This is a genomic window from Methyloglobulus morosus KoM1, assembly GCF_000496735.2.
Lineage (GTDB): Bacteria > Pseudomonadota > Gammaproteobacteria > Methylococcales > Methylomonadaceae > Methyloglobulus > Methyloglobulus morosus.
The window spans coordinates 84,514-107,890 of record NZ_AYLO01000008.1 but is presented as its reverse complement, the minus strand read 5'-3'; the positions used below and the strand labels follow the sequence as shown (position 1 = coordinate 107,890).

At 46.8% G+C, this 23,377-nt stretch carries 27 protein-coding genes; 11 read left to right on the top strand and 16 right to left on the bottom strand.

What is annotated here, in order from left to right; genetic code table 11:
- Nucleotides 1-21 precede the first annotated feature (21 nt).
- The 9 genes from MGMO_RS01290 to orn all read right to left on the bottom strand — a co-directional run bounded on the left by MGMO_RS01290 (nucleotide 22) and on the right by orn (nucleotide 7,261).
- The gene (locus MGMO_RS01290) at nucleotides 22-255 is read right to left on the bottom strand and encodes a type II toxin-antitoxin system RelE/ParE family toxin (RefSeq protein ID WP_023493204.1); all 234 of its coding nucleotides are present in this window, start codon (nucleotides 253-255) and stop codon (nucleotides 22-24) included.
- A complete protein-coding gene (locus MGMO_RS01285) occupies nucleotides 255-500 on the bottom strand; it encodes a type II toxin-antitoxin system ParD family antitoxin (RefSeq protein ID WP_023493203.1) in 246 nt (81 codons plus the stop codon). The genes MGMO_RS01290 and MGMO_RS01285 overlap by 1 nt, the downstream gene beginning before the upstream one ends.
- A gap of 111 nt (nucleotides 501-611) precedes the next feature.
- The gene (locus MGMO_RS19390) at nucleotides 612-980 is read right to left on the bottom strand and encodes a hypothetical protein (protein ID WP_152976266.1); all 369 of its coding nucleotides are present in this window, start codon (nucleotides 978-980) and stop codon (nucleotides 612-614) included.
- A gap of 164 nt (nucleotides 981-1,144) precedes the next feature.
- Nucleotides 1,145-2,770 carry a peptidase gene (locus MGMO_RS19820; RefSeq protein ID WP_023493202.1) on the bottom strand — a complete coding sequence of 542 codons (1,626 nt, stop codon included), beginning with the start codon at nucleotides 2,768-2,770 and terminating at the stop codon, nucleotides 1,145-1,147.
- Nucleotides 2,771-2,949: 179 nt separating this feature from the next.
- Complete coding sequence (locus tag MGMO_RS01275; protein ID WP_023493201.1) at nucleotides 2,950-4,161, bottom strand: hypothetical protein; 1,212 nt, start codon at nucleotides 4,159-4,161, stop codon at nucleotides 2,950-2,952.
- A gap of 39 nt (nucleotides 4,162-4,200) precedes the next feature.
- A complete protein-coding gene (locus MGMO_RS19385; RefSeq protein WP_023493200.1) occupies nucleotides 4,201-4,455 on the bottom strand; it encodes a hypothetical protein in 255 nt (84 codons plus the stop codon).
- Between the two features lie 201 nt (nucleotides 4,456-4,656).
- Nucleotides 4,657-5,931: a serine--tRNA ligase gene (gene serS / locus MGMO_RS01270; RefSeq protein ID WP_023493199.1), complete on the bottom strand. Its 1,275-nt coding sequence runs from the start codon at nucleotides 5,929-5,931 to the stop codon at nucleotides 4,657-4,659.
- A 38-nt stretch (nucleotides 5,932-5,969) separates the two neighbouring features.
- A complete protein-coding gene (gene crcB, locus MGMO_RS01265) occupies nucleotides 5,970-6,677 on the bottom strand; it encodes a fluoride efflux transporter CrcB (protein ID WP_023493198.1) in 708 nt (235 codons plus the stop codon).
- A 29-nt stretch (nucleotides 6,678-6,706) separates the two neighbouring features.
- Nucleotides 6,707-7,261 carry an oligoribonuclease gene (gene orn, locus MGMO_RS01260; RefSeq protein WP_023493197.1) on the bottom strand — a complete coding sequence of 185 codons (555 nt, stop codon included), beginning with the start codon at nucleotides 7,259-7,261 and terminating at the stop codon, nucleotides 6,707-6,709.
- Nucleotides 7,262-7,350: 89 nt separating this feature from the next.
- Between orn and MGMO_RS01255 the strand changes: the two genes are divergently transcribed.
- Entirely contained in the window at nucleotides 7,351-8,601 is a 1,251-nt protein-coding gene (locus MGMO_RS01255; protein ID WP_023493196.1) for a M48 family metallopeptidase, read from the top strand.
- Nucleotides 8,602-8,604: 3 nt separating this feature from the next.
- Nucleotides 8,605-9,528: a ribosome small subunit-dependent GTPase A gene (gene rsgA, locus MGMO_RS01250; RefSeq protein WP_235557203.1), complete on the top strand. Its 924-nt coding sequence runs from the start codon at nucleotides 8,605-8,607 to the stop codon at nucleotides 9,526-9,528.
- Between the two features lie 170 nt (nucleotides 9,529-9,698).
- On the opposite strand, the gene MGMO_RS01245 is transcribed toward rsgA, so the two are convergent.
- Nucleotides 9,699-10,031 (bottom strand): sll1863 family stress response protein, encoded by a 333-nt coding sequence (locus tag MGMO_RS01245; protein WP_023493194.1) that lies wholly within the window; start codon nucleotides 10,029-10,031, stop codon nucleotides 9,699-9,701.
- A 717-nt stretch (nucleotides 10,032-10,748) separates the two neighbouring features.
- On the opposite strand from MGMO_RS01245, the gene MGMO_RS01240 reads away from it, so the two are divergent.
- The 7 genes from MGMO_RS01240 to MGMO_RS01210 all read left to right on the top strand — a co-directional run bounded on the left by MGMO_RS01240 (nucleotide 10,749) and on the right by MGMO_RS01210 (nucleotide 17,232).
- On the top strand, nucleotides 10,749-11,159 hold the full coding sequence (locus MGMO_RS01240; protein ID WP_023493192.1) for a hypothetical protein: 411 nt from the start codon (nucleotides 10,749-10,751) through the stop codon (nucleotides 11,157-11,159).
- Between the two features lie 480 nt (nucleotides 11,160-11,639).
- On the top strand, nucleotides 11,640-12,713 hold the full coding sequence (locus tag MGMO_RS01235; RefSeq protein WP_023493191.1) for a glycosyltransferase family protein: 1,074 nt from the start codon (nucleotides 11,640-11,642) through the stop codon (nucleotides 12,711-12,713).
- Nucleotides 12,714-13,514 (top strand): cytidylyltransferase domain-containing protein, encoded by an 801-nt coding sequence (locus MGMO_RS01230; protein ID WP_023493190.1) that lies wholly within the window; start codon nucleotides 12,714-12,716, stop codon nucleotides 13,512-13,514.
- 20 nt (nucleotides 13,515-13,534) lie between these two features.
- Nucleotides 13,535-14,908 carry an aminotransferase class III-fold pyridoxal phosphate-dependent enzyme gene (locus MGMO_RS01225; RefSeq protein ID WP_200922688.1) on the top strand — a complete coding sequence of 458 codons (1,374 nt, stop codon included), beginning with the start codon at nucleotides 13,535-13,537 and terminating at the stop codon, nucleotides 14,906-14,908.
- A gap of 14 nt (nucleotides 14,909-14,922) precedes the next feature.
- Nucleotides 14,923-15,741: an SDR family oxidoreductase gene (locus MGMO_RS01220; RefSeq protein WP_023493188.1), complete on the top strand. Its 819-nt coding sequence runs from the start codon at nucleotides 14,923-14,925 to the stop codon at nucleotides 15,739-15,741.
- A gap of 13 nt (nucleotides 15,742-15,754) precedes the next feature.
- Entirely contained in the window at nucleotides 15,755-16,273 is a 519-nt protein-coding gene (locus MGMO_RS01215; RefSeq protein ID WP_023493187.1) for a KdsC family phosphatase, read from the top strand.
- A 26-nt stretch (nucleotides 16,274-16,299) separates the two neighbouring features.
- Complete coding sequence (locus MGMO_RS01210; RefSeq protein WP_023493186.1) at nucleotides 16,300-17,232, top strand: N-acetylneuraminate synthase family protein; 933 nt, start codon at nucleotides 16,300-16,302, stop codon at nucleotides 17,230-17,232.
- A gap of 86 nt (nucleotides 17,233-17,318) precedes the next feature.
- Here MGMO_RS01210 and MGMO_RS01205 read toward each other — a convergent pair whose 3' ends face one another.
- Entirely contained in the window at nucleotides 17,319-17,948 is a 630-nt protein-coding gene (locus MGMO_RS01205; RefSeq protein WP_023493185.1) for a YchE family NAAT transporter, read from the bottom strand.
- A 188-nt stretch (nucleotides 17,949-18,136) separates the two neighbouring features.
- Between MGMO_RS01205 and MGMO_RS01200 the strand changes: the two genes are divergently transcribed.
- Nucleotides 18,137-18,604, top strand: coding sequence for an ATP-dependent zinc protease family protein (locus MGMO_RS01200; RefSeq protein ID WP_023493184.1), 468 nt, complete (start codon nucleotides 18,137-18,139; stop codon nucleotides 18,602-18,604).
- Between the two features lie 90 nt (nucleotides 18,605-18,694).
- Here MGMO_RS01200 and MGMO_RS01195 read toward each other — a convergent pair whose 3' ends face one another.
- From MGMO_RS01195 to MGMO_RS01175, 5 genes are all read right to left on the bottom strand, one after another.
- Nucleotides 18,695-19,612, bottom strand: coding sequence for an NAD(P)-dependent methylenetetrahydromethanopterin dehydrogenase (locus MGMO_RS01195; protein WP_023493183.1), 918 nt, complete (start codon nucleotides 19,610-19,612; stop codon nucleotides 18,695-18,697).
- A gap of 95 nt (nucleotides 19,613-19,707) precedes the next feature.
- A complete protein-coding gene (gene mtoX / locus MGMO_RS01190) occupies nucleotides 19,708-21,075 on the bottom strand; it encodes a methanethiol oxidase (protein ID WP_023493182.1) in 1,368 nt (455 codons plus the stop codon).
- A 52-nt stretch (nucleotides 21,076-21,127) separates the two neighbouring features.
- Entirely contained in the window at nucleotides 21,128-21,307 is a 180-nt protein-coding gene (locus MGMO_RS01185; protein WP_023493181.1) for a (4Fe-4S)-binding protein, read from the bottom strand.
- A gap of 35 nt (nucleotides 21,308-21,342) precedes the next feature.
- Nucleotides 21,343-21,618 (bottom strand): DUF4242 domain-containing protein, encoded by a 276-nt coding sequence (locus tag MGMO_RS01180; protein ID WP_023493180.1) that lies wholly within the window; start codon nucleotides 21,616-21,618, stop codon nucleotides 21,343-21,345.
- Nucleotides 21,619-21,667: 49 nt separating this feature from the next.
- On the bottom strand, nucleotides 21,668-22,255 hold the full coding sequence (locus MGMO_RS01175; RefSeq protein ID WP_036306451.1) for a TetR/AcrR family transcriptional regulator: 588 nt from the start codon (nucleotides 22,253-22,255) through the stop codon (nucleotides 21,668-21,670).
- Nucleotides 22,256-22,656: 401 nt separating this feature from the next.
- On the opposite strand from MGMO_RS01175, the gene MGMO_RS01170 reads away from it, so the two are divergent.
- Nucleotides 22,657-23,319, top strand: a complete 663-nt coding sequence (locus MGMO_RS01170) for a hypothetical protein (RefSeq protein WP_023493178.1) — start codon at nucleotides 22,657-22,659, stop codon at nucleotides 23,317-23,319.
- The last annotated feature ends 58 nt before the right edge of the window (nucleotides 23,320-23,377 follow it).

Genomic DNA, 23,377 nt, shown 5'->3' with positions numbered 1-23,377 from the left:
CGCCATGCAAAATGCGGACGATTAAGATGTAATCGTGTAAATAATGAGATGTTTTCCATGGTATCCAATACGAACGGGTGGATTGAATTCATCCCTCTCCCGGTAAAGCAACGGATTTTCAGACAGGCATTGACATTTTTCCTTCAAACTTTCTGCGTACTCATCAGCTTGGCGTTCGCCAAAATTAACAAATCCGTAACGATAGATTTCCGCCAGGTCAGCTTCGGCCTTCTTGGAAAAAATATAGCTTGGCATTACAGGCCATTCTGTAATTTTAACTTAGCCGCGTCGATAATTTCATCAAAAGACTTATCGCTCTTCCCGCTTTCCAAACCCTCGGTAATGGCTTTTTGTAAGCTAACTAACTTATTCCGGTTTTCTTGGTCTTTACGGATTAAATCCCTGACATAATCGCTCGAATTGGCGTATGCACCCGTTTCCACCTGTGCCTGAACCCAATCTTTCATCGGATCAGGTATGGAAATATTCATCGTTGCCATTGACATCTCTCCAGATTTAGCATGAATCTTTGGCTCTATTTATGGCATAAATTGGCAAAGATTGCCAATTTATTTGGAGATAGCCTAACTTATCCGTTCGTGGTGAGCTTGTCATTCCAGTAGGGACATCCACCAAGGATGGCGGAAGTACGGCAAGCAAGCAGGAACTAGCGTCGCTTGCCGGAACCGTTGTACCCTCTCCCCTTGTGGGAGAGGGCTAGGGTGAGGGGTGAATAAGGTGTCGCTAACGCGACGATTGTTTTTAATGCCAGTTCCCGCACTGGCAGGCGGGMTACTTTTCTTTGCGCGGACAAAGAAAAGTATCCAAAAGAAATCCGCCCGATGCCGCTTGCTCCCTGCGTTCCTCAGTTTTGACGGGGGTTGCCGGAAGGGACTCCCTGTCCCTCCGGCAACGTGCGGCATCCCTGCCGCACCCCTTCGGGCAATCCCCGCCAAAACTTCCGGTACTCGGCGCGGCATAACGGGATAGGGTGGAAAATTGGGGAGTACTTGTGAACCCCAACAAATAATTAATCTTGGTCGTTGGGATTCGTTTCTTACCCCAACCTTGTGTCTCTCAAAGACAACGGGAAATAGCGTAATATTTGTTGGGTTTGTACCTCAGTCCAACATCTGGTTGTCTTTTACTTCCAACACTCCACCAGCACAGTCCATTTACGAGCTTCTTCGGCAATATCGGCATTACTCTTTTCACGCGAGAAAAATCCGCCGCCGGTTTTATACGATACATGGTTTGCGTCGAGGAATGCCTTAACGGTTTGTCCGTTAACCGCGAAATTGACATTTTGTCCTATTTGCCCGGTTGCTTGCGCCAGTTTTCCATCATTCAACTTCATAGACACTACGCCCACCACATTGCCTTTTTTATCCATTACTGGGCTCCCGCTAGAACCTGGTTGAATCGGCGCGGTAATTTGAATCTGGTTGGTGTTATTGCCCAGCCCGGTTAGTGCACTAAGGATGCCGGGCGTAAGATTGCCGCCAGATGAAAGCACAAAATTAAGTGGATAGCCGAACACGATAACGTCGTCGCCTTGGCGTAGCTTACCGGGTTCTGGATTCAAATTAGCAACGTCATTGCTCTTACCCGGCAGTTGTAGTAAGGCAAGGTCATTGACACTATCAGAGGTAATGACCTTCGCGTCATTATCTTGCCCCGCTACCTTAACTTCTGTGCAATCATTAATGACGTGGTAGTTAGTCAGCGCATGTCCATCATGGCTGAATATGAAAGCAGTTCCATTGCTTTGTTTACTGGGTGTAGCAGGTATTCTTGGGTTGTCATTCAGAGAAACAGTTTGGGATGAACGACGGCTTGATTCTGCTAAGTTATCCCCTTTCTTCCAGTTTGAGGCTAACTTCTGTCCTTCCGTGAGTTCAGCAACAGTTAGCTTTTCTTCTAGCTTATCGCGGTAGTTTTGCGCTTCAACATTCCCCTGCGCCGCAGCCAGATTAAACCAAGCATAAGCGCGAACTGTGTCTTTGTATGTAATTCTTCCATTGACAAAAATCACGCCTAGGTTGTATTGCGCTGCTGCAATCCCCTGTGCAGCCGCTTTTTGAAACAACTCTGCCGCCTTGATGACATCCTTGGGTACACCCTCACCTTCAGAATACATCAAGCCGAGGTTATATTGTGCTTCTGCTACCCCTTGCTCTGCCGCTTTTTGAAACCACTCTGCCGCCTTGATAGCATCCTTAGGTACACCCTGTCCTTCGGCATACATCGTACCGAGTTGGTTTTGCGCATTTGCTAACCCCTGTATTGCTGCTTTTTGAAGCCACATTGCCGCTTTAGCTTCGTCCTTAGGTACACCCTCACCTTCGAAATACATCCATCCGAGCTTATTTTGCGCTTTTGCTAACCCTTGCATCGCTGCTTTTTGATACCACTCTACCGCCTTAGAATCATCCTTGGTTACCCCTTCACCTTGGAAATACATCCAGCCGAGTCTGTATTGACCACTTGCTTCCCCTTGGATTGCCGCTTTTTGATACCACTCTATTGCCTTGCCGTTATCCTTAGTAACACCTTCACCATTGAAATACATCAAGCCAAGAAGGGATTGAGCAGGTGCAAACCCTGTTTCTGCTTCCTTTAAAGTTTTTTTAAACTCCTCTTCTGGAGTAAGCTTTTCTGACTGTATAAGAGGCTTTTCAGCTTCGCTATTCGCTCGTGAAGTTTTAACATCGCAACCAATCTGCGGCAACATAAATATGACTAACAACGTAATATTAGAAAATTTCATTATGCACCTTGAAATTGTGGTACTTCTGTTTTTAATTGTGAAGGGTTATAGAAGGTTATCGCGTTTTACGATTGTAATTAAAGTGTAGTGTTTTTCGGTAAAATTAACAGTTCAAGGATTCAGCAGTAGCTGACCAGCCCGGTTAGATGCGGTTCGTACTTCACCGTATTCTACCTAGCTTACGAGTTTTTAATTAGATCACTTAACCACGCTTCAAAGTCATTGTAATATTTTTTAGCATAAATTTTTGTAGGATATTTATTTAATTCCTTTTTCACTGCTTCGCGCTGACAAAAATTGAACATCTCGTTGTCAGTTGTTATTGCATCAACATAAGGAAAAAACGATGCTATATGCTGAATATCATGATGTCTGGAAACGCCGAAATTTTCACTGAACTTTTTTGGGTTTTGGCGATGTCCTTGCTTTTTAATCCAAAGCAGTTCAGCTTCCATGGCAATGCGAATTCTTAAAGAAGGACATAACCCAAGATTATCATTTTTTAGTAAATCAGACCATTTCATTAGCGCCGCATCTTCATCTAAACCTTCGACTACAGATTTAATAACTGGATAGAAACTCGACCTTGAAATTTGAGGGTATTGGAAAGAAGGAGTTCTTCCTGCGTTGATCTCTGAAATGATTTCTTCGCTTTGTAAAGTAAAATTTTTATCTTTTATAAAGTCCTTAATCCCTTGCTGTAAACCTCCCTTCCTAAGCTCTTGGATATGATGTAGACAATCACTCAGCTTGCAATTGTCAGGTAACTTTTCAACTTGACGGTCAAGATTGTCACTTATTGCCTCGTTTTGCTGTTCGGAAGATGTTTTGCTTGATTGATTCAGTCCATCTCTCCATGTATTTGTAGAAATAATATTCATCCCAACCATAAATTGATGCGGATTTTTAAGTCCAATATCAGTGTGTGGGAATGTTTCAAATGAATTCTTTTCAAGAAGCATTCTTCGAGTTTGTGCAATAACTACATTATCAAAATTTCCAGCGATGCAACCATCAGCCATGGAGTTTTGGAATTTCCATTGTTCAGTTTTTTGCTTTGAATGTTGCTCCGGGATATTTGATGTTTCATAACTATGGATATCTGAAACTACGAGGAAAATTTTCTGTTTTTGCCTGAGAAGCAATAGCTTCTCTTTTAACCTCTGGTTTAAATCTTCTTTAACTGTTTCAGAATATATATCAGAGAAAAATGATTGATCCAGGTATATGAGTTTTTTCTTGATTTCTGGAAGCGGGAAAGTAGTCCAAATGTTACATTTGGCACAACGTCCACGGGCTTCATTTTTATTCTTGTTCAGCAAAATATTAGCGGTGCTTAAGCTGGCTTGGCATTTGTAACAAATAAAGTTTAAGTTATGGTTTGTTGCCATTATTAACCCGGAGATGCTGTGAGGTACGAACCCCAAAAATCATTTATTGTTTAGCTTTATGTTGGGGTTTACTAGTTCCCCACAACCTACAACATCCCCCCGATCACCCGTTTTGCCGCGCCGAGTACCGGAGGTTTTGGCGGGAATAGCCCTCGTCAAAACTGAGGAACGCAGGAAATAAGCGGCATACGGGCGGATTTCTTTTGGATGCTTTTCTTTGTCCGCGCAAAGAAAAGTATCTCGTCCGTGGGTACGAGAGCCCACATTAAAATAACCGTCGCGGTAGCGACACATTAACTTTCACATCTCTGTGTTCTGGATTCCGGCAATCCCTGCTGGAATGACGATCTCACAAAATACGAAATTACAATATTGATTCCGTTCATGGTTCGACAAGCTCACCACGAACGGAATCAACTACCAGCCGTTCGTCCTGTCGAAAGACTTACTCAGAGATTTCATGAATCAAGCAACACCATCAAATGGTTAAACAAATCACTCAATAACCTTCACCCCCCCCATATACGGCAACAACACATCAGGAATATGTATCCGCCCCTGCCCGTCCTGATAATTCTCTATCACCGCAATCAAGGTCCTACCCGCTGCCAGGCCTGAGCCGTTCAAGGTATGCACTAATTCCGGTTTGCCGGTTTCTGGGTTACGCCAGCGCGCTTGTAAACGCCGCGCCTGGAAGTCCTTGAAATTGCTGCATGAGGAAATTTCCCGGTATGCGCCTTGTCCTGGCAGCCAGACTTCGAGGTCATAGGTTTTTGCGGATGAAAATCCGGTGTCGCCCGCGCAGAGCAGCATCTTGCGATAAGGCAGGTTCAGCTTTTCCAGGATGATTTCGGCATGGCGGGTCAGTTCTTCGTGTGCCCGGACGGACTCATCCGGCCTGACGATTTGGACGATTTCCACTTTCTCGAACTGGTGCTGGCGGATCATGCCGCGCACGTCGCGCCCATATGCGCCTGCTTCGCTACGGAAGCAGGGACTATGGCAGACGAATTTAAGCGGCAGATCTTTGGCATCGACAATGACATCGCGCACGATATTCGTCACAGGCACTTCCGCCGTCGGGATCAGGTACAACGCGGGGTCATCGTTGGCCTTGAACAAGTCGGCTTCAAATTTGGGTAACTGGCCTGTGCCGTATAAGCTGTCGGCATTGACCAGATAAGGCACGTAGGTTTCGCTATAACCGTGTTCGGCGGTGTGCGTATCCAACATGAGCTGGATGATGGCGCGTTGCAAGCGGGCAAGCGCACCATTCAAGACCACAAAGCGTGCGCCAGCGATTTTTGCGCCCAGCCCAAAATCAATCCGGTTGTGGATCGCCCCTAAATCGACATGGTCTTTCGGCGTGAATGTAAATTCGGGTACAGAACCCCAACGGCTGACCTCGACATTGGCCTCTTCGTTTTTGCCGTCAGGGACGGATTCATCCAGGATGTTGGGGATAATAGCCATCAATGCCGTCATTTCGTTTTGTACGACAGCCAATTCCGCTTCTGCCGTTTTCAGGTCATCGCCGAGATGCTGCATTTGATCCAAAATGGGCTGGACATCTTCACCTTTGGCTTTGGCTTGCCCAACCAGCTTGGAGCGGCTGTTGCGTTCATTCTGCAATTCCTGGGTTTTAACCTGCACTGCTTTGCGCCTGGTTTCCAGCGCCATATAAGGTGCGGGGTCGAACGCGAACGAACGCCTGTCCAGTTGTTGCTTAACCTTATCGAGGTCTGTCCTGAATAATCGGGGGTCTAGCACGGTATTTCCTATTCAATAAAAAACGGATAAAAAACGAATTATAGGTCTTTTGCGGCCACAAAACCCACCCATATCACTAATAAGCACAACACGGTATTTATGGCATAAGTGCCCAGCAATAAATTTATTTGGGTGGAAAATGAGTGGCCTTGGTCGATCAGGTACAAGGTGATGTACAAACCGGACAACACCAAGTACGTACCGATGACCACCGCCATCAGGGTGACAAGGCTGGGTTCTGGCAGCGTGGTTTTAGTTAAAACAAGGGCAGCCACGAAGCCGATGATAAAAGCGCCGATCAGGTTGATAACCATCAACGCATAAGGAATCGTGATGCCCTTCCAGCTTATTGCACCTTCTGACCAGAAAAACAAGCCGCGACTGCACAGCAAGCCCAACCAAACCGCCAGGATACAGGCCGTTACGCTGACAAAGATGTTGCCTGCCGCTTTCGTCAAACTGCCCTGCTCAATAAGGTACAAGGTTTCCAGGGAAAAGGTGGAAAACGTGGTGAACGCGCCGATAAAGCCGACCAGGATGGCGGCGCGGTAATCATGGGCAAACGTGATGCGCTGCACGACCAAGGCCTCAGTCAATAAGCCGAGCAGGAAAGAACCGATGATGTTGACCACCAGCGTACCGAAAGGAAAGCCACGGCCTAGCCATTGGTAAATGCCGGTTGACACCAGGAAGCGGAACACCGCACCGAATGAGCCGCCCAGTGCGATGGCTAGCAATTGATTCATCGGAAGTTCAAGCCTCCAAAATGCCCATGTTAATTATCGGGGAATTTAATAAAATGCTCGCGGTAATAACGCAATTCTTCAATCGATTCAAGAATATCCGCCAAGGCTTCATGCTTGGTCTCTTTTTTGAAGCCGTCTTTCAGGTTGGGCGCCCATCGCGCCGCCAATTCCTTCAACGTCGAGACATCAATGCTGCGGTAATGGAAATAAGCTTCCAGCTTGGGCATATATTTGACTAGAAAGCGCCGATCTTGCCCGATGGTATTGCCGCACATGGGAGAAATCCTTCCAGGCACCCAATCCTGCAAAAATGCAATGGTCATTGTTTCGGCTTCTTCCGCACTGATCTTGGATGCACGCACCCGATCAACCAACCCCGATTCCCCGTGATGTTTTTGGTTCCAGTCATCCATCGCTGACAAGGCGGCATTGGGTTGATGCACCGCCAATGCAGGGCCTTCGGCAAGGATATTCAGGTTTTTGTCGGTAATGACGGTCGCGATCTCGATAATCAAGTCGGTATCGGGATTCAGGCCGGTCATTTCCAGGTCGATCCATATCAGGTTTTGGGCATCTTGTGCCATTTGAAATTTCCGTTATATTAATTGGGCGATAGTTAGTGTAGCATTGGTTTATCACGGCACTTTGCTCTAAACACAGACGATTTTAACCCATGAACAGCTTTACTCTCATCTTTTTGATAGCTTTGGTTATCTGTTACGCTACCCAATTCTGGTTATCCAAACGCCAAGCAGACTATGTTGCCAGTCATCGTTCCGCCGTACCGGATGCATTCAAAGACCGAGTTTCCCTGGAAGCACACCAAAAAGCGGCAGATTACACCATCGAAAAAGGCAAATTGGGGACGATAGACAGCGTACTCGGCATTATCGTTTTGTTGGCGTTGACAGTAGGCGGCGGCATCAATGCGTCATTTGTATTCTGGGCGGCTCAGGTCACGTCGCCTCTGTGGGCGGGGATTTGCGCACTCGTCGCCGTATTCCTGGTTATGGCATTGATTGAAATCCCCATCAGCTTGTATCAAACCTTTGTTATCGAAGAAAAATACGGTTTCAACAAAAGCACCGTCGCGCAATTTGTCAAAGACCATCTTCTGCAATTGGGTTTAAGCGCAGCAATCGGCTTACCCATATTGGCCTTGATTTTGTGGGTGATGGACAGTGTAGGGTCGCTGTGGTGGCTGTGGGCATGGGCGATCATAATGGGGTTTTCCTTGCTGATGAGCTGGTTGTTCCCGACGGTTATTGCGCCCTTGTTCAACAAATTTACGCCAATGCAGGACGGTTCGTTGAAAGACCGTATACAGGGCTTGCTCGTCCGATGCGGCTTCAATAGCCAAGGCATTTTCATCATGGACGGCTCAAAGCGGTCTGGCCATGGCAATGCCTATTTCACTGGCTTAGGTAACAACAAACGCATCGTATTTTTCGATACCTTGGTGAATTCACTGGATGAAGAGGAGCTTGAAGCCGTTTTAGCCCATGAATTAGGCCATTTCAAACGCAAGCACGTCATCAAAATGCTGGTTGCGACGTCGATCATGAGCCTGATTGGTTTAGCAATTTTGGGTTGGCTGATCCATGAGCCCTGGTTCTATAACGGTTTGGGTGTAGAACAGCCATCTAATGCGGCTGCATTACTGTTGTTTATGCTGGTATCGCCGGTATTCACTTTCTTTATGCAGCCCATCAGCGCTTATTTCCAACGCAAATTTGAATTTGAGGCGGACGATTTTGCCGCCGCTAATGCCAAAGCCACCAAAATGATTAGCGGCCTGGTCAAGCTGTATGAAGAAAACGCCAGCACATTGACACCAGACCCTTTGTATTCGGCATTCCACTATAGCCATCCTCCCGCCGCCATTCGTATCGCCCATCTGGAAACCAAGATGCAGTCCGCATAAGCCATGAGCAAGCAGGGGCGAATGGTCGTTTCTAAGGAAAGTCCTGCGTCTGCATTATTTGAGGAAGGTGTGGTTATCGCGCATGTAGGGCAGGGGATCGCGGTTGAGCATGACGATAAAATTATCCTTTGCCAACCGTTGAGAAAACTAGAGACAGTGGCAGTCGGCGATAAGGTGTTATGGACGCTATCGGCCCCAGGCCAGGGACGGATCGAGTCCATACTGCCCCGTCGGTCATTGTTGGCAAGGCCTGCCAGGAACAACAAAATCCGTCCTGTTGCCGCCAATATCGATGCCGTTTTTGTCGTCATCGCCGTTGAGCCTTATTGCGATTTCTTGCTTATCGACCAATATCTGGCGGTTTGCGAGAACAGCCAGATCAATGTCGCCCTGATATTAAATAAGCTAGACTTACCGGTACCCGAAGCGCTGGAAAACGAGTTACGGATTTATCAAGAGTTAAGCTATCAGATACACAAGGTGAGCGCAAAAACAGGCAGTGGTTTGCCTGAATTAAAACTCGCCTTACAGAAGCAAACCAGTGTGCTGACAGGCCAATCGGGCGTAGGCAAATCTTCTATTACCAACGTGATAGTCCCCGATAAAAACGTAAGGACAAACTCGATTTCAGAAACGACCAAACATGGCCGGCATACCACCACAGCGGCAACGCTTTACCACATCGACAACGGCGGGGATTTAATCGACAGCCCAGGCGTGGCCATATTCGGGCTAGCGGACTTGAACCGGCAACAACTCGCCCAAGGTTACCGGGAATTCCAGCCTTTTATAGATAACTGCCAGTTCAATGATTGCAGCCATCACCAAGACAAAGGCTGCGCGGTGCGTGCGGCGGCGGAAGACGGCAAGATAGCGATGACTAGGTATCAGCGATTTTTGAAGCTAACCCAAAAAATGGGCGGCTAAAGGGATAATTGAAAACATGTTTTTGAAAAAACTATCCGGCTTAACCCAAAGCAACACAAAGGTCGGCTTTTAAGCCGTCCTTTGTGTGCTTTAATGCTTAGGCTAAACAGGAAAACTCTGCGTACTGACGACGACTAATAGTTTAAAACAGCAGTCGCTTTTTTGATGGTTTAGCTGAAAAAGGCTTTAATTTTTGCACAAATACCTTTCGCTTCTACCACGGCTTCCTGAACATCTTCTTTGAAGTCACCGATCAACTCGTTGAATTTTGCTTCCGCATCAACCTTCAATTCTTCCCAAGCCTCTTCGGTCGCATCGGCCAATTCGTTAAACTTCACTTCGCCTTCAGCAAATTTAGCTTTTAGGTTGGTAATTTGTTCCTCAATTTCTGGTTTAAGGTCTTCCACCGCCTCACTTGCTTTAGCTTCCAGTTCACCGACTTCCGCTTGCCAGCTATCCAATTGGGTTTTCAGTTTGGCTAAATATTCTTCTTTTGTAGACATCGTTGTGTGCTCCCAGGCTATAGATACGCCCACCAAAGTACAAAATGGCGGCCTAATTTAGGTTAATAAAATGTTATTATATTTTTTCTCTTTCCTACAACGTCCAGGCACCGCAACATAAACCTATCCACAGCAACTTTGACCACGGGCGTTACAATTAACGCAATTAGGCTTATGATCTAATGGTTATCCCATCCCATAAAGTCCGCTCATTAATCCTTGCTTGCACCCGGTCGATGATGTAATTCAGCATTGGCTTGATCTCAATTTCCGCCATCGCGTCCCTTAAAGATCTAACGATGGCCAAACAACATTGACATTAATGACTGGGCCCAAGTTTTACGGCGACAGCCTAAAATACCGTTTACAAAATACTATAAAACCTGGAAACATACAACTATATCCCAAACCGCACGGGTCGACTTTCCCCTTGGCGAGGAAAATCATAACCGCCAATAACAGATAGATTAAGGGTTAAGAAAACGGCGTATTAGGGTCTTGTTGGATTATTTTAAGGAATCTCCGGCTAAATCAATTCCGATCATGGCTTGACCGCTCGACCAGTTACGCCCATCACGAACGGAACCTTAAAGCCTTATCGTCCGTCCCGAACCTGTCGAAAGACGTCCTATAATTGACGACATTGGATTCACTGAATAAAGGGTATAATCAAGTCCAGGTGGAGTTTTCGTCAACTGTATACACAGGATTAGCCAAATGAAAAAAATGCCCTTGTTGATAGCCTTGCTTACCTGTTCGTTATTTGATGCCCATGCGGCAATGGATCATAGTGGGCATCGTGGCAATGGCAATGCTGCGATGGGAGGCGCTTCTTGTGTCCGCCCACAGTTGAGCAAGATGCAGCCGGCACATTTGTCAACCGTTGCACCGGGCTCGGCGTTTTCTTTTGTGGTGTCCAATCTCGACGACCCCGAGCAGGTCTCCGTACAAATCAAAAAGCAGGATGTTGACGTTGTCAGTGAATTTAAAGACCCGTTTTATGTGGTGAAAGGCAAGATCCCTGATTCGCTTCACAATACGGCTGCGCGGGTCGATGTCAAAATCGATTCCAAGATTCCGTCGTGCCGGGCTGCCGATGGCTGGCTGCTCAAGATTTCCGAAAACTGACCCAAGAAATAATGCCTGCGCCGAAACAAGGCCATGTCAACCCCTTCATTGGGCACACATTCTTGTTGGCCACACAGCCTGCCAGATTAGCATCAGGACCATGCCAGTGGTTTTTCTGATCCCCTAAATTCAATGGCTGAGTATCAAAAAGATAAGGCCCGCTTAATTACATGACATCTGTGCCATTACTGGCGACACATCAACACCCCGTTTGAAACGTATAATCTTTCGTTTGAAAGTGTCCGGTCATTTTAGCTGTCTCCACACGGGTTGTTCCTCATGGTTGGGCCATATTTAGGCATAAAACCCTATGATTAATGTCAATCATGGCTTGTCCAAGAACATTAATTAATGTTCCCCTTAAAAAATATCAACAAGTTTTTTTGACTTGAAAAGTTGTAACAATTGGTTTGTACAATCGGGTTGAGAGTCTTAGTTTCCTAAAAAGAACAGGCTATTTACCCCTAGTTACTGAAGCCTATGCAGAAGAAAAAAATCTTGTTTATCTGTGGTTCAATTAACCAGACCACCCAAATGCACCAAATTGCTAACGCCTTACCCGAATATGAGGCTTGGTTTACGCCTTATTATTCGGATGGTCTTGAAAAAGCGCTTTACCACGCGCGGCTTGCCGAGATGACCGTCATGGGCAATAAGTTGATCCAGCGCTGTCTTGCTTATTTGCAACAACATAATCTGCCTATCGACAACGGCGGCAGCCAATACGATTACGAATTAGTCGTTACCTGTTCCGACTTAGTGGTGCAAAGAAACATTCACCATAAGAAAATCATCCTGGTGCAAGAGGGGATGACCGATCCAGAAAACTTGGCTTTTCATTTAGTCAAGGCATTGCCTTTCCTGCCGCGTTGGATTGCCGGCACGGCAACAACAGGATTAAGTCAGGCCTACCAAAAATTTTGTGTCGCCAGTGAAGGTTATCGTGATTTATTTATCCGCAAAGGCGTAAATCCAGAAAAAATCTGTGTCACTGGGATACCTAACTTTGACCATTGTGCGAAATACCACGAGAATGATTTTCCGCACAAAAATTTCGTATTGGTCTGTACCTCGGACACACGCGAAACGTTCCAGTACGAAAACCGCAAAAAAATCATTGAGAATGCGTTAGCAGTTGCAAACGGACGGCAGCTTATCTTTAAGCTGCACCCCAACGAAAATTTTGCGAAAGCAACCCGAGAAATTAACCAATGGGCACCACAGGCCTTGGTCTATGAATTAGGTGGTGCCGAACAGATGATCGCAAATTGCGAAACCTTAATAACACGTTTTTCCTCAACGGTTTATGTCGGCATTGCATTGGGCAAGGAAGTTTATTCCGATTATCCGCTTGAAACCTTAAAAAGGTTGACACCTATCCAAAATGACGGAAATTCGGCCAACCATATTGCAAAAATTGTCCGTCAGGAAGTGGCAAGTGGAGTTATCCCAATACGGTATTCGAGACCCAGGTTGCTTCCGACTGAAAATTGGGCGCCGGTAGTCAAGCACTTTACCAACCGCATTCAACAACGGCTACGCCCGAATCCGTAAATGAAAATTCTCGTCATTATGCAGGCAAGGACAGGGTCGTCCCGGTTTGGCAATAAGGTGATGATGCCGTTGGCCGGGCAGCCGTTACTGTTAAGGCAGGCGGAGCGAATTCTGGCGGCGAAAACGCCGTTTGAATTTGTTATCGCTACAACGACCGATGCCGAAGACCAGCCCATACGTAAGCTATGCCAATTAAACGGATTAGATTGTTTTAGCGGGCATTCGACTGACTTGCTCGACCGACATTATCAAGCGGCGTTAGCCGGCAAACCGGACGCTGTCGTGAAAATTCCGTCCGATTGCCCGCTGATCGACCCTGCCATTATTGATAAGGTATTGAATTTTTATCTCGACCATCCCCAGCAATACGATTACGTCAGCAACTTACACCCGGCGACATACCCAGACGGGAATGATGTTGAAGTGGTGTCCTTTGCTGCGCTGGAATGGGCCTGGCTTAACGCCAAAAACCCTTTTGAACGGGAACACACGACACCTTATGTTTGGGATCAGCCGGGCCGGTTTCGGATTGGTAATGTCGAATGGGAAACTGGCCTGGACTATTCCATGTCGCACCGTTTTACGGTTGATTATCCAGAAGATTATGAATTTATCCAGGTGATCTACGAAGAGCTTTGGACACCGGGAAACCCGATTTTTACCTTGACCCATATCTTGGACTTACTGGACAGGAAACCTGAGATTGTCCGGATCAATTCACAATACAACGGCGTTAATTGGTATCGAAATCATTTGACTGAATTGTCAACTGTCACCCAATCCCAGACCAGAATTATCTAATGGAATTGCGACGCAAGCTTATGAAAAATTACCACGAACAGATGCAAGGAGAGTCCAAAGCCAGGGCTAACTCGGTCAAATTTAACGAGCTGTATCCCGTGATCGATCAAAGCAATGCGTTGTATCAACGCGCGACAGGGTTAATACCCGCCTATACCCAAACCCTGGCGAAAGGGCCGGGACAATACATCCATGGCATCGCGCCTAAATATTTAAAAAAAGGCAAGGGCTCGCATGTTTGGGATGTGGACGGCAATGAATACATCGATTACCAAATGGCTATTGGGCCCATATCGCTGGGTTATGGCTACGAGGCGGTCGATAGCGCGATACGAGAGCAATTGAACGATGGCATTACGTTTTCACAAATGCACCCGTTGGAAGTTGAAGTCGCCGAATTGATCCGCGATGTTGTCCCTAATGCCGAAATGGTCCGCTACAGCAAAACCGGTTGTGACGTGACCACGGCTGCTGTCCGGCTGGCGCGGGCGGCAACGGCTAAGAACAAGGTCCTGTGTTGCGGTTATCACGGCTGGCATGATTGGTACATTGGCGTTACCGACCGGGACAAGGGTGTTCCCTTATCCGTCAGTGAATTGACCTTCACCTTTAACTACAACGACATCGAATCGGTGGAAAATTCGCTGGATGACGATATTGCCTGCATCATTCTTGAACCGACCGTCTTTGAAGCGCCCAAGGACGGCTTTCTGCAAAAACTCCGCGAGCTCTGTACCCGAAAAGGCATTGTGCTTATTTTTGATGAGATGTGGACGGGATTTCGGCTATCGGTTGGCGGGGCGCAACAGTATTTTGGTGTCGATGCAGACTTGATTTGCTTTTCCAAAGCCGTTGCCAATGGGATGCCGCTTTCGATTTTGTGCGGCAAGCAGGAATTGATGCAGCTATGCGACAAAGATATTTTCTTCTTTACCACTTTCGGAGGGGAAGCGCTTTCGTTGGCGGCGGCCAAAGCGACGATCAATGAATTACGGTTGCACAATGTCCCCGGATTTTTAGCCCAACAAGGTAAAAAACTGAAGGACGGCTATAACGAAATCGCGCAGTCCCTGAATATGCCTTATACCGCCTGCAACGGGGCGGATGCACGGACGATCATTACCTTTTCCCATGCCACTGAAAATGCCTTGCTGATGAAATCCTTAGTACAGCAAGAAATGATTAAGCGCGGGATTTTATGGGGCGGATTCCACAATCTATGTTTTTCCCATACCGACAGCGACATCGATTACACCTTGCAAGCTTATGGCGATGTCTTAAGCCTATTGAAAAAAGCGGTGGATGAAAACAACGTCTCCGGCTCTTTAAAAGGGTTGCCTGTCGAGCCGGTATTCAGGAAAGTCACTAACTTTAATACCAAGCCAAAATTGTAATGGATCATTTACCTATGCCTAAACTTTTCTCGTTAGAGGGCAAAGTCGCCGTTGTCACGGGCAGTTTGGGGCTAATGGGCAAAAATCATTGCAGGGCGTTAGCCGAAGCCGGGGCGAATGTGGTTGTGACTGATTTAGACCAGCAAGCCTGTGACGTTTTCGCCAGCGAATTATCAATCGAATACTCGATAAAATCGTTAGGGTTAAGTTGCGACATCACCCATAAGGAATCCGTTGTCGAACTTAAAGACCGAATTCTCGAACAGTTTTTGAAAATTGATGCGTTAGTCAATAACGCCGCCATTAACGATATGTTTGAAAATCCGGCTGCGGCGGCAGAGCAATCCAAATTTGAGAATTATCCCTTGGAATTGTTCCAGCGTTCGCTGGATGTCAATATCACCGGCCTATTTTTATGCGCCCAGGTCTTGGGCAATGAAATGGCGAAACAAGGCTCTGGCAGCATCATCAATATTGCCTCCACTTATGGCTTGGTCGCACCGGATCAATCTTTGTATGCCCGTGCGGACGGCTCACAAAGCTTTTATAAATCGGCTGCCTATCCTGTCACCAAAGGCGCAGTCATTTCCTTTACCCGGTTCCTTGCCGCCTATTGGGGTCATCGGGGGGTCAGGGTCAATACCTTATCGCCTGGCGGCGTCGAAAATCACCAAGATCCATTTTTTGTCGCTAATTATGCAAAACGCACACCGCTGGGTCGAATGGCAGAGCCCACCGATTATCAAGGGCCTGTCATTTTTCTTGCTAGCGATGCTTCAAGTTACATGACGGGTGCGAACCTTGTCGTCGACGGGGGATGGACAGCGTGGTAGGGCAGGGGAGTCAATGAACAGCCAGTTAGACAGGAATGAAATTGTCAGCAGGGCCAAAAAAATCAAATTGGTGCTGACCGATAATGACGGCGTGCTAACCGACACGGGCGTTTATTATTCCGACGCGGGCGAAATCATGAAACGGTTCTCCATCCGGGATGGCATGGGCGTAGAACGCTTGAGGGATTGTGGCATTGAAACCGGCATCATGTCGGGGGAAATTTCAGGCAGCATTAAAACAAGGGCAGACAAATTAACTATTAAATATCTTTATTTAGGCATTAAAGACAAACCTAAAAAGCTGCTCGAAATCCTGGCCAAGACAGATTTTAAACTGGAAGAAATAGCTTACATAGGGGATGACTACAATGATTTGGACGTGATAAACACGGTCAATCAAAAGGGACTGACTGCAGCACCGCAAGATGCAATGCCGAAGATAATCGATGCCGTTATCTACCGTTGCAAGACGAATGGCGGGCAAGGGGCATTCCGTGATTTTGCGGAATGGATTATTGCCCATCGATACTAAGTAATAACTCATTTTTAAGGATCACAATGAATAAGATAAAAAATGAAGTAAAAGTAGGTTATCGTTGGGTTGGCGATCAACATCCGGTCTACGTCATTGCTGAAATCGGCATCAACCATAACGGTGATATTGATAACGCACGCCGATTAATTGAAGGTGCGGCAAAAGCGGGTTGTGATGCAGTCAAGTTCCAAAAGAGGACACCTGATTTATGCGTACCTCCAGACCAACGGGACATTAAGCGCGATACCCCTTGGGGCGTCATGACGTATATCGAATATCGCCATAAAGTCGAATTCAATAAGGCCCAATACACCCAAATTGACAGGATCTGCAAAGACCTCAAAATTGACTGGTTCGCTTCCTGTTGGGACGAAGAAGCTGTCGATTTTATGGAACAATTTGATCCGCCCTGTTACAAAGTTGCATCCGCTTCATTAACCGATGCGGCTTTATTGAAAAAGAAACGTTCGACAAAGCGGCCTATGATTGTATCTACCGGTATGTCTACGATGGTGGAAATCGAGGCGGCTATTGAATTGATTCGGTGTGAGAATTTATTGATAGCGCATTCCACATCCACCTATCCCTGCAAAACCAGCGAATTGAATCTACGGATGTTGCACACCCTAAAAACGCTATATCCCAACGTCCCTATCGGATATTCCGGCCATGAAACGGGTTTGGCGCCCACTTGGGCAGCCGTGGCGATGGGCGCTTGCTTTGTTGAGCGGCATATTACCCTTGACCGCGCCATGTGGGGATCGGATCAGGCGGCTTCGGTCGAAATCAGCGGCCTGGAACGCTTGGTTTCCAATATTCGCGACATTGAAAGCTCACTGGGCGACGGTATCAAAAAAGTGTACGACAGCGAGTTGGGACCTAAGCAGAAGCTACGCCGCGTCAATACCTTAGAACTTGACGAGAGTGTTGACTTAAAGGTGTGGAGCATTGCTTAATCTAACAGGGAAGTCGCTAGAGGCATCGTATGGTGAAGTATTGGCCATTGACGGCGGGTTTCCTCAGCCACAAGGCTGCATCCCTATCACGCTAATTTAGGGAATAAGCCTTTCAGCCCACCCGCAATAAATTCAACGGCTAGCGCCAATAAAATTAGCCCCATCAGTCGAATCACAATATTGATTGCAGTTTGGCTCAAACGCTCAGTTAGCCAAGGCGTTGCCCGTAATACACACCATAAAATAGCGGCAACGGCAATAATATCAAGGCTTATCATAAAATAGTGCTGTAATCCGTTGCCCTTATGGGCGTAAAGTATGACCGTGCTAATCGCACCAGGGCCTGCCAACAACGGGATTGATATGGGCACAACGGCTCGTTGCCTTGTTTCGCCTTCTTTCGCTTCTTCCTCGTTGCGGACGGTTTCACTGATTTTGCCTTGTAGCATTGACAGCGACATCAGCATGAGCAGGATTCCGCCGCTCACCCGGAACGAGTTTAGGCTGATACCGAAGAATTTCAGCACCTCTTGCCCAAGATAAAGTGCCACCAACAATACCGTAGTGACCGACAACACAACGGTTCGGGAGATTTCTTTCAAGTCAGATGTCTTGTCCCCTTCCGTCATTGAGAAAATGATCGGCATTGCCGCCAACGGATCGACGACAGCCAATAGGGCAATAAATATTTTTAGATAATCGGTATATTCAAGCATAATGCTGGCTTCCAAGATTCCTATGTCCCAAGGTTACAGGCTTATTGCCTGCAACGGCAAGCTCTTGTGAAAATGAAGCATATTGCATTAAAGCGCAAGCCGCTTTTTACTTTATGGGCAAAATCGGATATTGATTCCAGCTAATAATCGATTTAATAGGCGGAGGATTACGGGGACGATTTATTCTCATGACTGACAAACCAACTGAATTGCCTATGTTAGGCTGGCGTGAATGGGTGGCCTTGCCTGATCTGGGCATCGCCCAAATTAAAGCCAAAATCGATACGGGTGCGCGGTCGTCTGCGCTACATGTCGTTACCCTTGAGCCCTACCAGAAAGGCGGCGAGAATTGGTTGATGTTTACGGTGCAGCCTAAGCAAAAGCAAGGCGATTTTCTTACTGAATGCCATGCCCCCGTCAAAGACCGGCGACTGGTTTCGGATTCCGGTGGGCATAGGCAACTCCGTTATGTCATTGAAACCCAGTTAAATTTCGGTTCGCACCGGATACAAGCGGAGATTACATTGACCAACCGGGAATCTATGCGTTTTCGTATGCTACTGGGCAGGACCGCCATGAACACGCATTTTATTATCGACCCCAATGCCTCTTATTTGCAGGGAAAACCAGAGCCGATCAATAAAGTGAATCCCTGAAAATACCCGCTACGGATAAGGACTTTGTGAATTTTTAGGAACTCCTTAATCCGAGGGGGGCACACTGGCAAAAGATTCCCGTCAATGCCTTCATCCGGCCTGTTGTTTTTTCGCTTTCTTCTCAAGCACTGACAAGGCAAACGCATAGGCATCAGTAAAATCGATCAGCGCAGCCTTGCTTCCCTTATGGATTTCCTCAAACAAACCAAATTGGGTCTTGTATTTTAAATTGCCGATAGCCATGGGCCCGATACTGCGGAAGCTGCCGTAGGCAAAGTCAACGGCTGCGCCTAAATCATTCAAATTTACCCCCGTTACGCCGCTGGGAGGTACGGCGTTGGTGTCCGCTACCACCAGTAATTTTTTGGCATTGTTCAAATGTCCTTCCAGTATGCGTATGCCCGCTTTTGCAGCGCAGACTATCACATCAGAGTTTTCGATTTCTTCCGTTTTTTCCTTATTGGTTTGGGTTGAAACCCATTTCACATCAGTTTGATAGCGTTCGCAAAAACTAATGACTGCCCGCTGCTCATCTTCAGCGACTAATTGGCACAAGCTAACGCTAGCGCCTTGTTTCGCCGCCAGGATTGCCACACAAGTGCCGACAGGGCCTGTACCGAATATAGAAACCTTGCATCCGTTTAAGCTCTTGCCATGATGTTCTTTAAGCACCTGATCGACCAGTGCGACAACACTGGCCGACGTGGTATAAGCGCCATTAGGATCAGCAAAAACGCCCACTTCAAACGGGCCGACCATCGCCTTTTTGGCGCTTTGGAACATATCTGTCGCCAAATGCACGTCGCGGCCACCGATAAATATGCCCGTGTCATTAAAGCGGCTAGGGGGGCGGCAAAAAATCGCATCCTGTACAATGGCGGTCACTTGTTTCGGGTCTACGTTTGTGATCGGCAGGATAATATCAAAGCCCGCATCAGCCGCCATCGTTACATCAAAGGGGCTAATGTTTGCGCCGGGAGTTAGAAAGTACAGGATTCTTTGCGACATTGGATGTTTACCTTGGTGGCTGTGTTAGAACAAACCAGAAATATAGTCGATAAACGCCAGATTGTCGACATTACGACTATATGCCACGCAAGTCGCTATCCCTTACCTTTCTTGGTCGTCTTGTCGCCACCGTAAAGCTGATAAGCCCCAAATACCATTTGATGCGGCCTACCGAGTTTTTCTTTGGTAAAGTCGATGGCGATTTTCTCGTTTAGCTTTTTGCCGTCCCAATCGTAGGCTTTGAAGAATTGCTCGTTGTCTTTGCCTTTTTTGTCCCAGTTTGCCAGTAGCGAGGAAGTAAAGTAGATGCGTTTGCCGTCCCAGCTTGAGGATACCATGTTCACCTGTGCGCCGATTTTATGTTCGTACACTTGTTTGGGCTTGAACGGATCGGTGATGTCAAAGGCGCGGGTCGTGCCGTCCATGAAAGTGTTTGCCCACAATAATTTGTCATCGCTAGCGATGGAAATGTCCACGGGCAGCGGGATTTTGGCGGGGTCACCGATGTCAGCGACATCCTTGGCTTGCCATTCACCTTTTTTGTCTTTGTGGATAAGCCAAATTTTTGAGGTTAAAGCGGTGCTGGTGAAGCAATAGTCGTGTTTTTCGCCCCAGGCGCAGCGTATTTCTAATGGCGCGCCGGGGACGTCAAACACTTTTTTCGGCTGTTTGGTGTGTAAATCCCATTGCACCACGGTATTGCCGAAGCGTTTCATCGCTTCAGGATCAGCCAGCATTTTGCCGAAATCCATCATATAATTCGACCAGCCAGTGAACGACGAAGTCAGCATCAAGTTATTGCGTGGCATCACGCGCAGGTCATAGCCGTAGCCGTCGGCGTATTTCCCGGTTTTAACCGCGCCTTGCAGGTCGCTGTCGGTCGGCATCCAGTGGGTGTCGATGTATTTGCCGTCGTTAGTGTATTCGACCAAGCCGGTGCGCCCGCCGTTATCTTTGTTGTTGGATAGCCCCGTTAGGATCATGCGTCCAGGCAACGCATACGTGGTGTGTGGGCCAACGACGCCGCCGCTTTTGGCTACCAGGTCGGTAATGGTGTTAGTCAAGGTCGGTTTTGCGGGGTCGGTATGGATGTCGAACACGAATACTTTGTTGGTATCCAAACCTGCCGCCCAAAGATATTGCCTATCATCGGTTACACCTGAATGATGCGCTTCATTACGCCCGCCGACTGATAAAGTATTGACGACTTTACCGTAAGTCTTCGATTTCGGGTTGACATCAACTGTCACGAGCTTATCTTGTTCGTCGCCCAAGCCTTCTATGCCTAATGTCCAGATGTAGACAAAATCTTCCTGTCCGGTGATTTTTGGCGCATAAGGCGATAGGCAGGTTTCATCGGCGAGCGCTGAATGGGTGGTTATTCCGCTCAAGGCTACGGTGCTTAAAGCCACCGCGCATATAGTCTTTAACTTGTTGCTCAGGTTTGGTGTGTTTGCTTTCATGTTTTCCTCTCTGATTTTGTAGTTATTTTATTTAACGATGGAACCGATAACGTCAATCCTTTGTTTCCAACGCTCCTGATGGGCATTGGCAGACAATGTCCTTAACCTCTGCTTCGCTAGCTTTAGATGGGTCAATGACAAATTGGCCGTCTTCAATCCTAAACACGTCAGGTAAGGATTTAACGCAAACCCCAGTATGACAACATTTGTTTTCATCCCATGTCACTTGCATGGCGTGTCCCCTCTGGGTTAAAGATGTCAATGCGGTTAACTTTCACCGGTGGTGGGATCGATAATCGTTTTAATCTGAGAAATTTTATTCGCCGGGAAACCGCCTTGTTCGGCATGTGACCTAACAGTCGCTTCATCCGGCGCGATATAAACGCAATAGACCTTATCATCGGTCACATAGCTTTCCAGCCATTGGATTTGCGGTCCCATTCCGCGTAGGACGCCACAGGATTTCTGGGATATAGCTTGCAGTTGGTCGGGTGTCAAAGCACCAGCACCAGGTATTTCTCGTTCTATAAGGTATTTCGGCATTTCGTTCTCCTCTAATAAAATACGACCAGTCGTCTTTAATGTAATTACATCACACTTTGAAATAATCATCCAGTAAATCATGGCAACATTGCTTTAATGGCTCAGCCGTTTGCTCTATCTTCATTCGCAGCAATGCGCCTTGCCACATATTTACCAATAAATCCGCCATCTCATCGGCAGATTTATCCGTGCGGATCGTGCCTTCCTTTTGCGCTTTTTTCAGTCCGGCAGCGAGTAAACCTTGATATCGTTGGATCGCCAACTGCAAGGATTTCTGGCAGATTTCGCTGGTGTCGCCGATTTCTCCCATCAAGTTGCCCAGTAGGCAACCACCCTTAAAGTTCGCTTTTTCCAGTTCGACAATCAATTCATTGAAATAATTCTTAAGGGCAGTCAAGCCATCGCATTCAGGGTGTTGAAGGTGGCTATCGAGTTGTATGATGAAAGGCTCGATGTAATACTGGATGACCTCGGCAGCATAACTTTCTTTGCTTGCAAAGTAGTTATAAAAAGATCCTTTAGGGATTTGTACAGCATCCAGGATTTCTTTAAGTCCCGTACCATGATATCCCTGTTGCATCAATAGTTGTACCCCTTGGGCGAGGAGGTTTTCTTTGTTAATTTGTTTTTTAGGCATCATCACGGATTTATAATACGACCGGTTGTCTTGATTTGTCAAGGTAAACCAAATAATCAACACAATAATTTATATCTTATTGTTATTTAAATAAATTGTACATCCTGCTTTTACAGTTTCAGATAGGCGCAACAAGCAAATTATCATGTCCTTATTTGAAGAAGCCCGTTCGAAAAGATATTTTTTCACATAGAGGTATTAAGACATTCAGCCAGGATATTGATTTATGCGGCATAACTATGCGCCTTAGGGTGCGACAATTTGTCACATACCAACTGCTGGGAAATGACGTTAGACTGTTACCGACTTTTGTGGGTGTTCACGTCCTGCAGCAGTTGGTATCCTTCCTCTCTATAAAAGCGGGCTGACGTTGAGTCCGCATTTTTTTCAACGAGGCGAATATGAAACAACATCGCACGGCTTCTAATAGCCAACGAGAATCTCAGATCCATATCGATAAGGGTAGCGCTTATCATCAAGCAGGCCGGGCTACCGCCATTTATCTGGGCAATAAACTAAAACGACTACCGGCTGTGCATTTTCAAATCATCATTACGCAACAAGATGAAGAGGGGCAACACCTCTCGCGCTTACAGGACAAATACACTGCGAAAGTTGAAGGAGGTCGATTAATACAGAGTTTGCCGTTATCGTTTTCGGGCCTTACTCAGGATTTTTCCTGGCAACAGCAAGAAGAGTTTCGCAGCGCTTTTGAAGCGGATGTCATCAATGTTTTGGCGGGATCGTTGGCAGAAGCCAAATATATAGCATTGCGGGATGATGAAGTTTTTAATGCCAATCTTGTCAATATTGCTGCACTGCGTTTTTATGGTGGCAATGCTGATATTGAGCTGATTACGGACTACATGGAATGTTTTATGCCAGACAAAGCCGAACGCGACAGAAAACTGATAGAGCTTTTTTTGGCGGCTTTCAGCTTTGTAAACAAGCATTCAAACTGGTACGCCATTGCGGCACTCGCGAAATATATCCGCGATCAGCCTAAAGCAGTCATCGGCTGTGAGGAAGTTATGGCATTGCTTGAATCGCGTTTGGCGGCATAGTTAAACGAGTATTCGATTAGAATCTAGCGCAACCATTACATGGCGCTAACTCATTGTT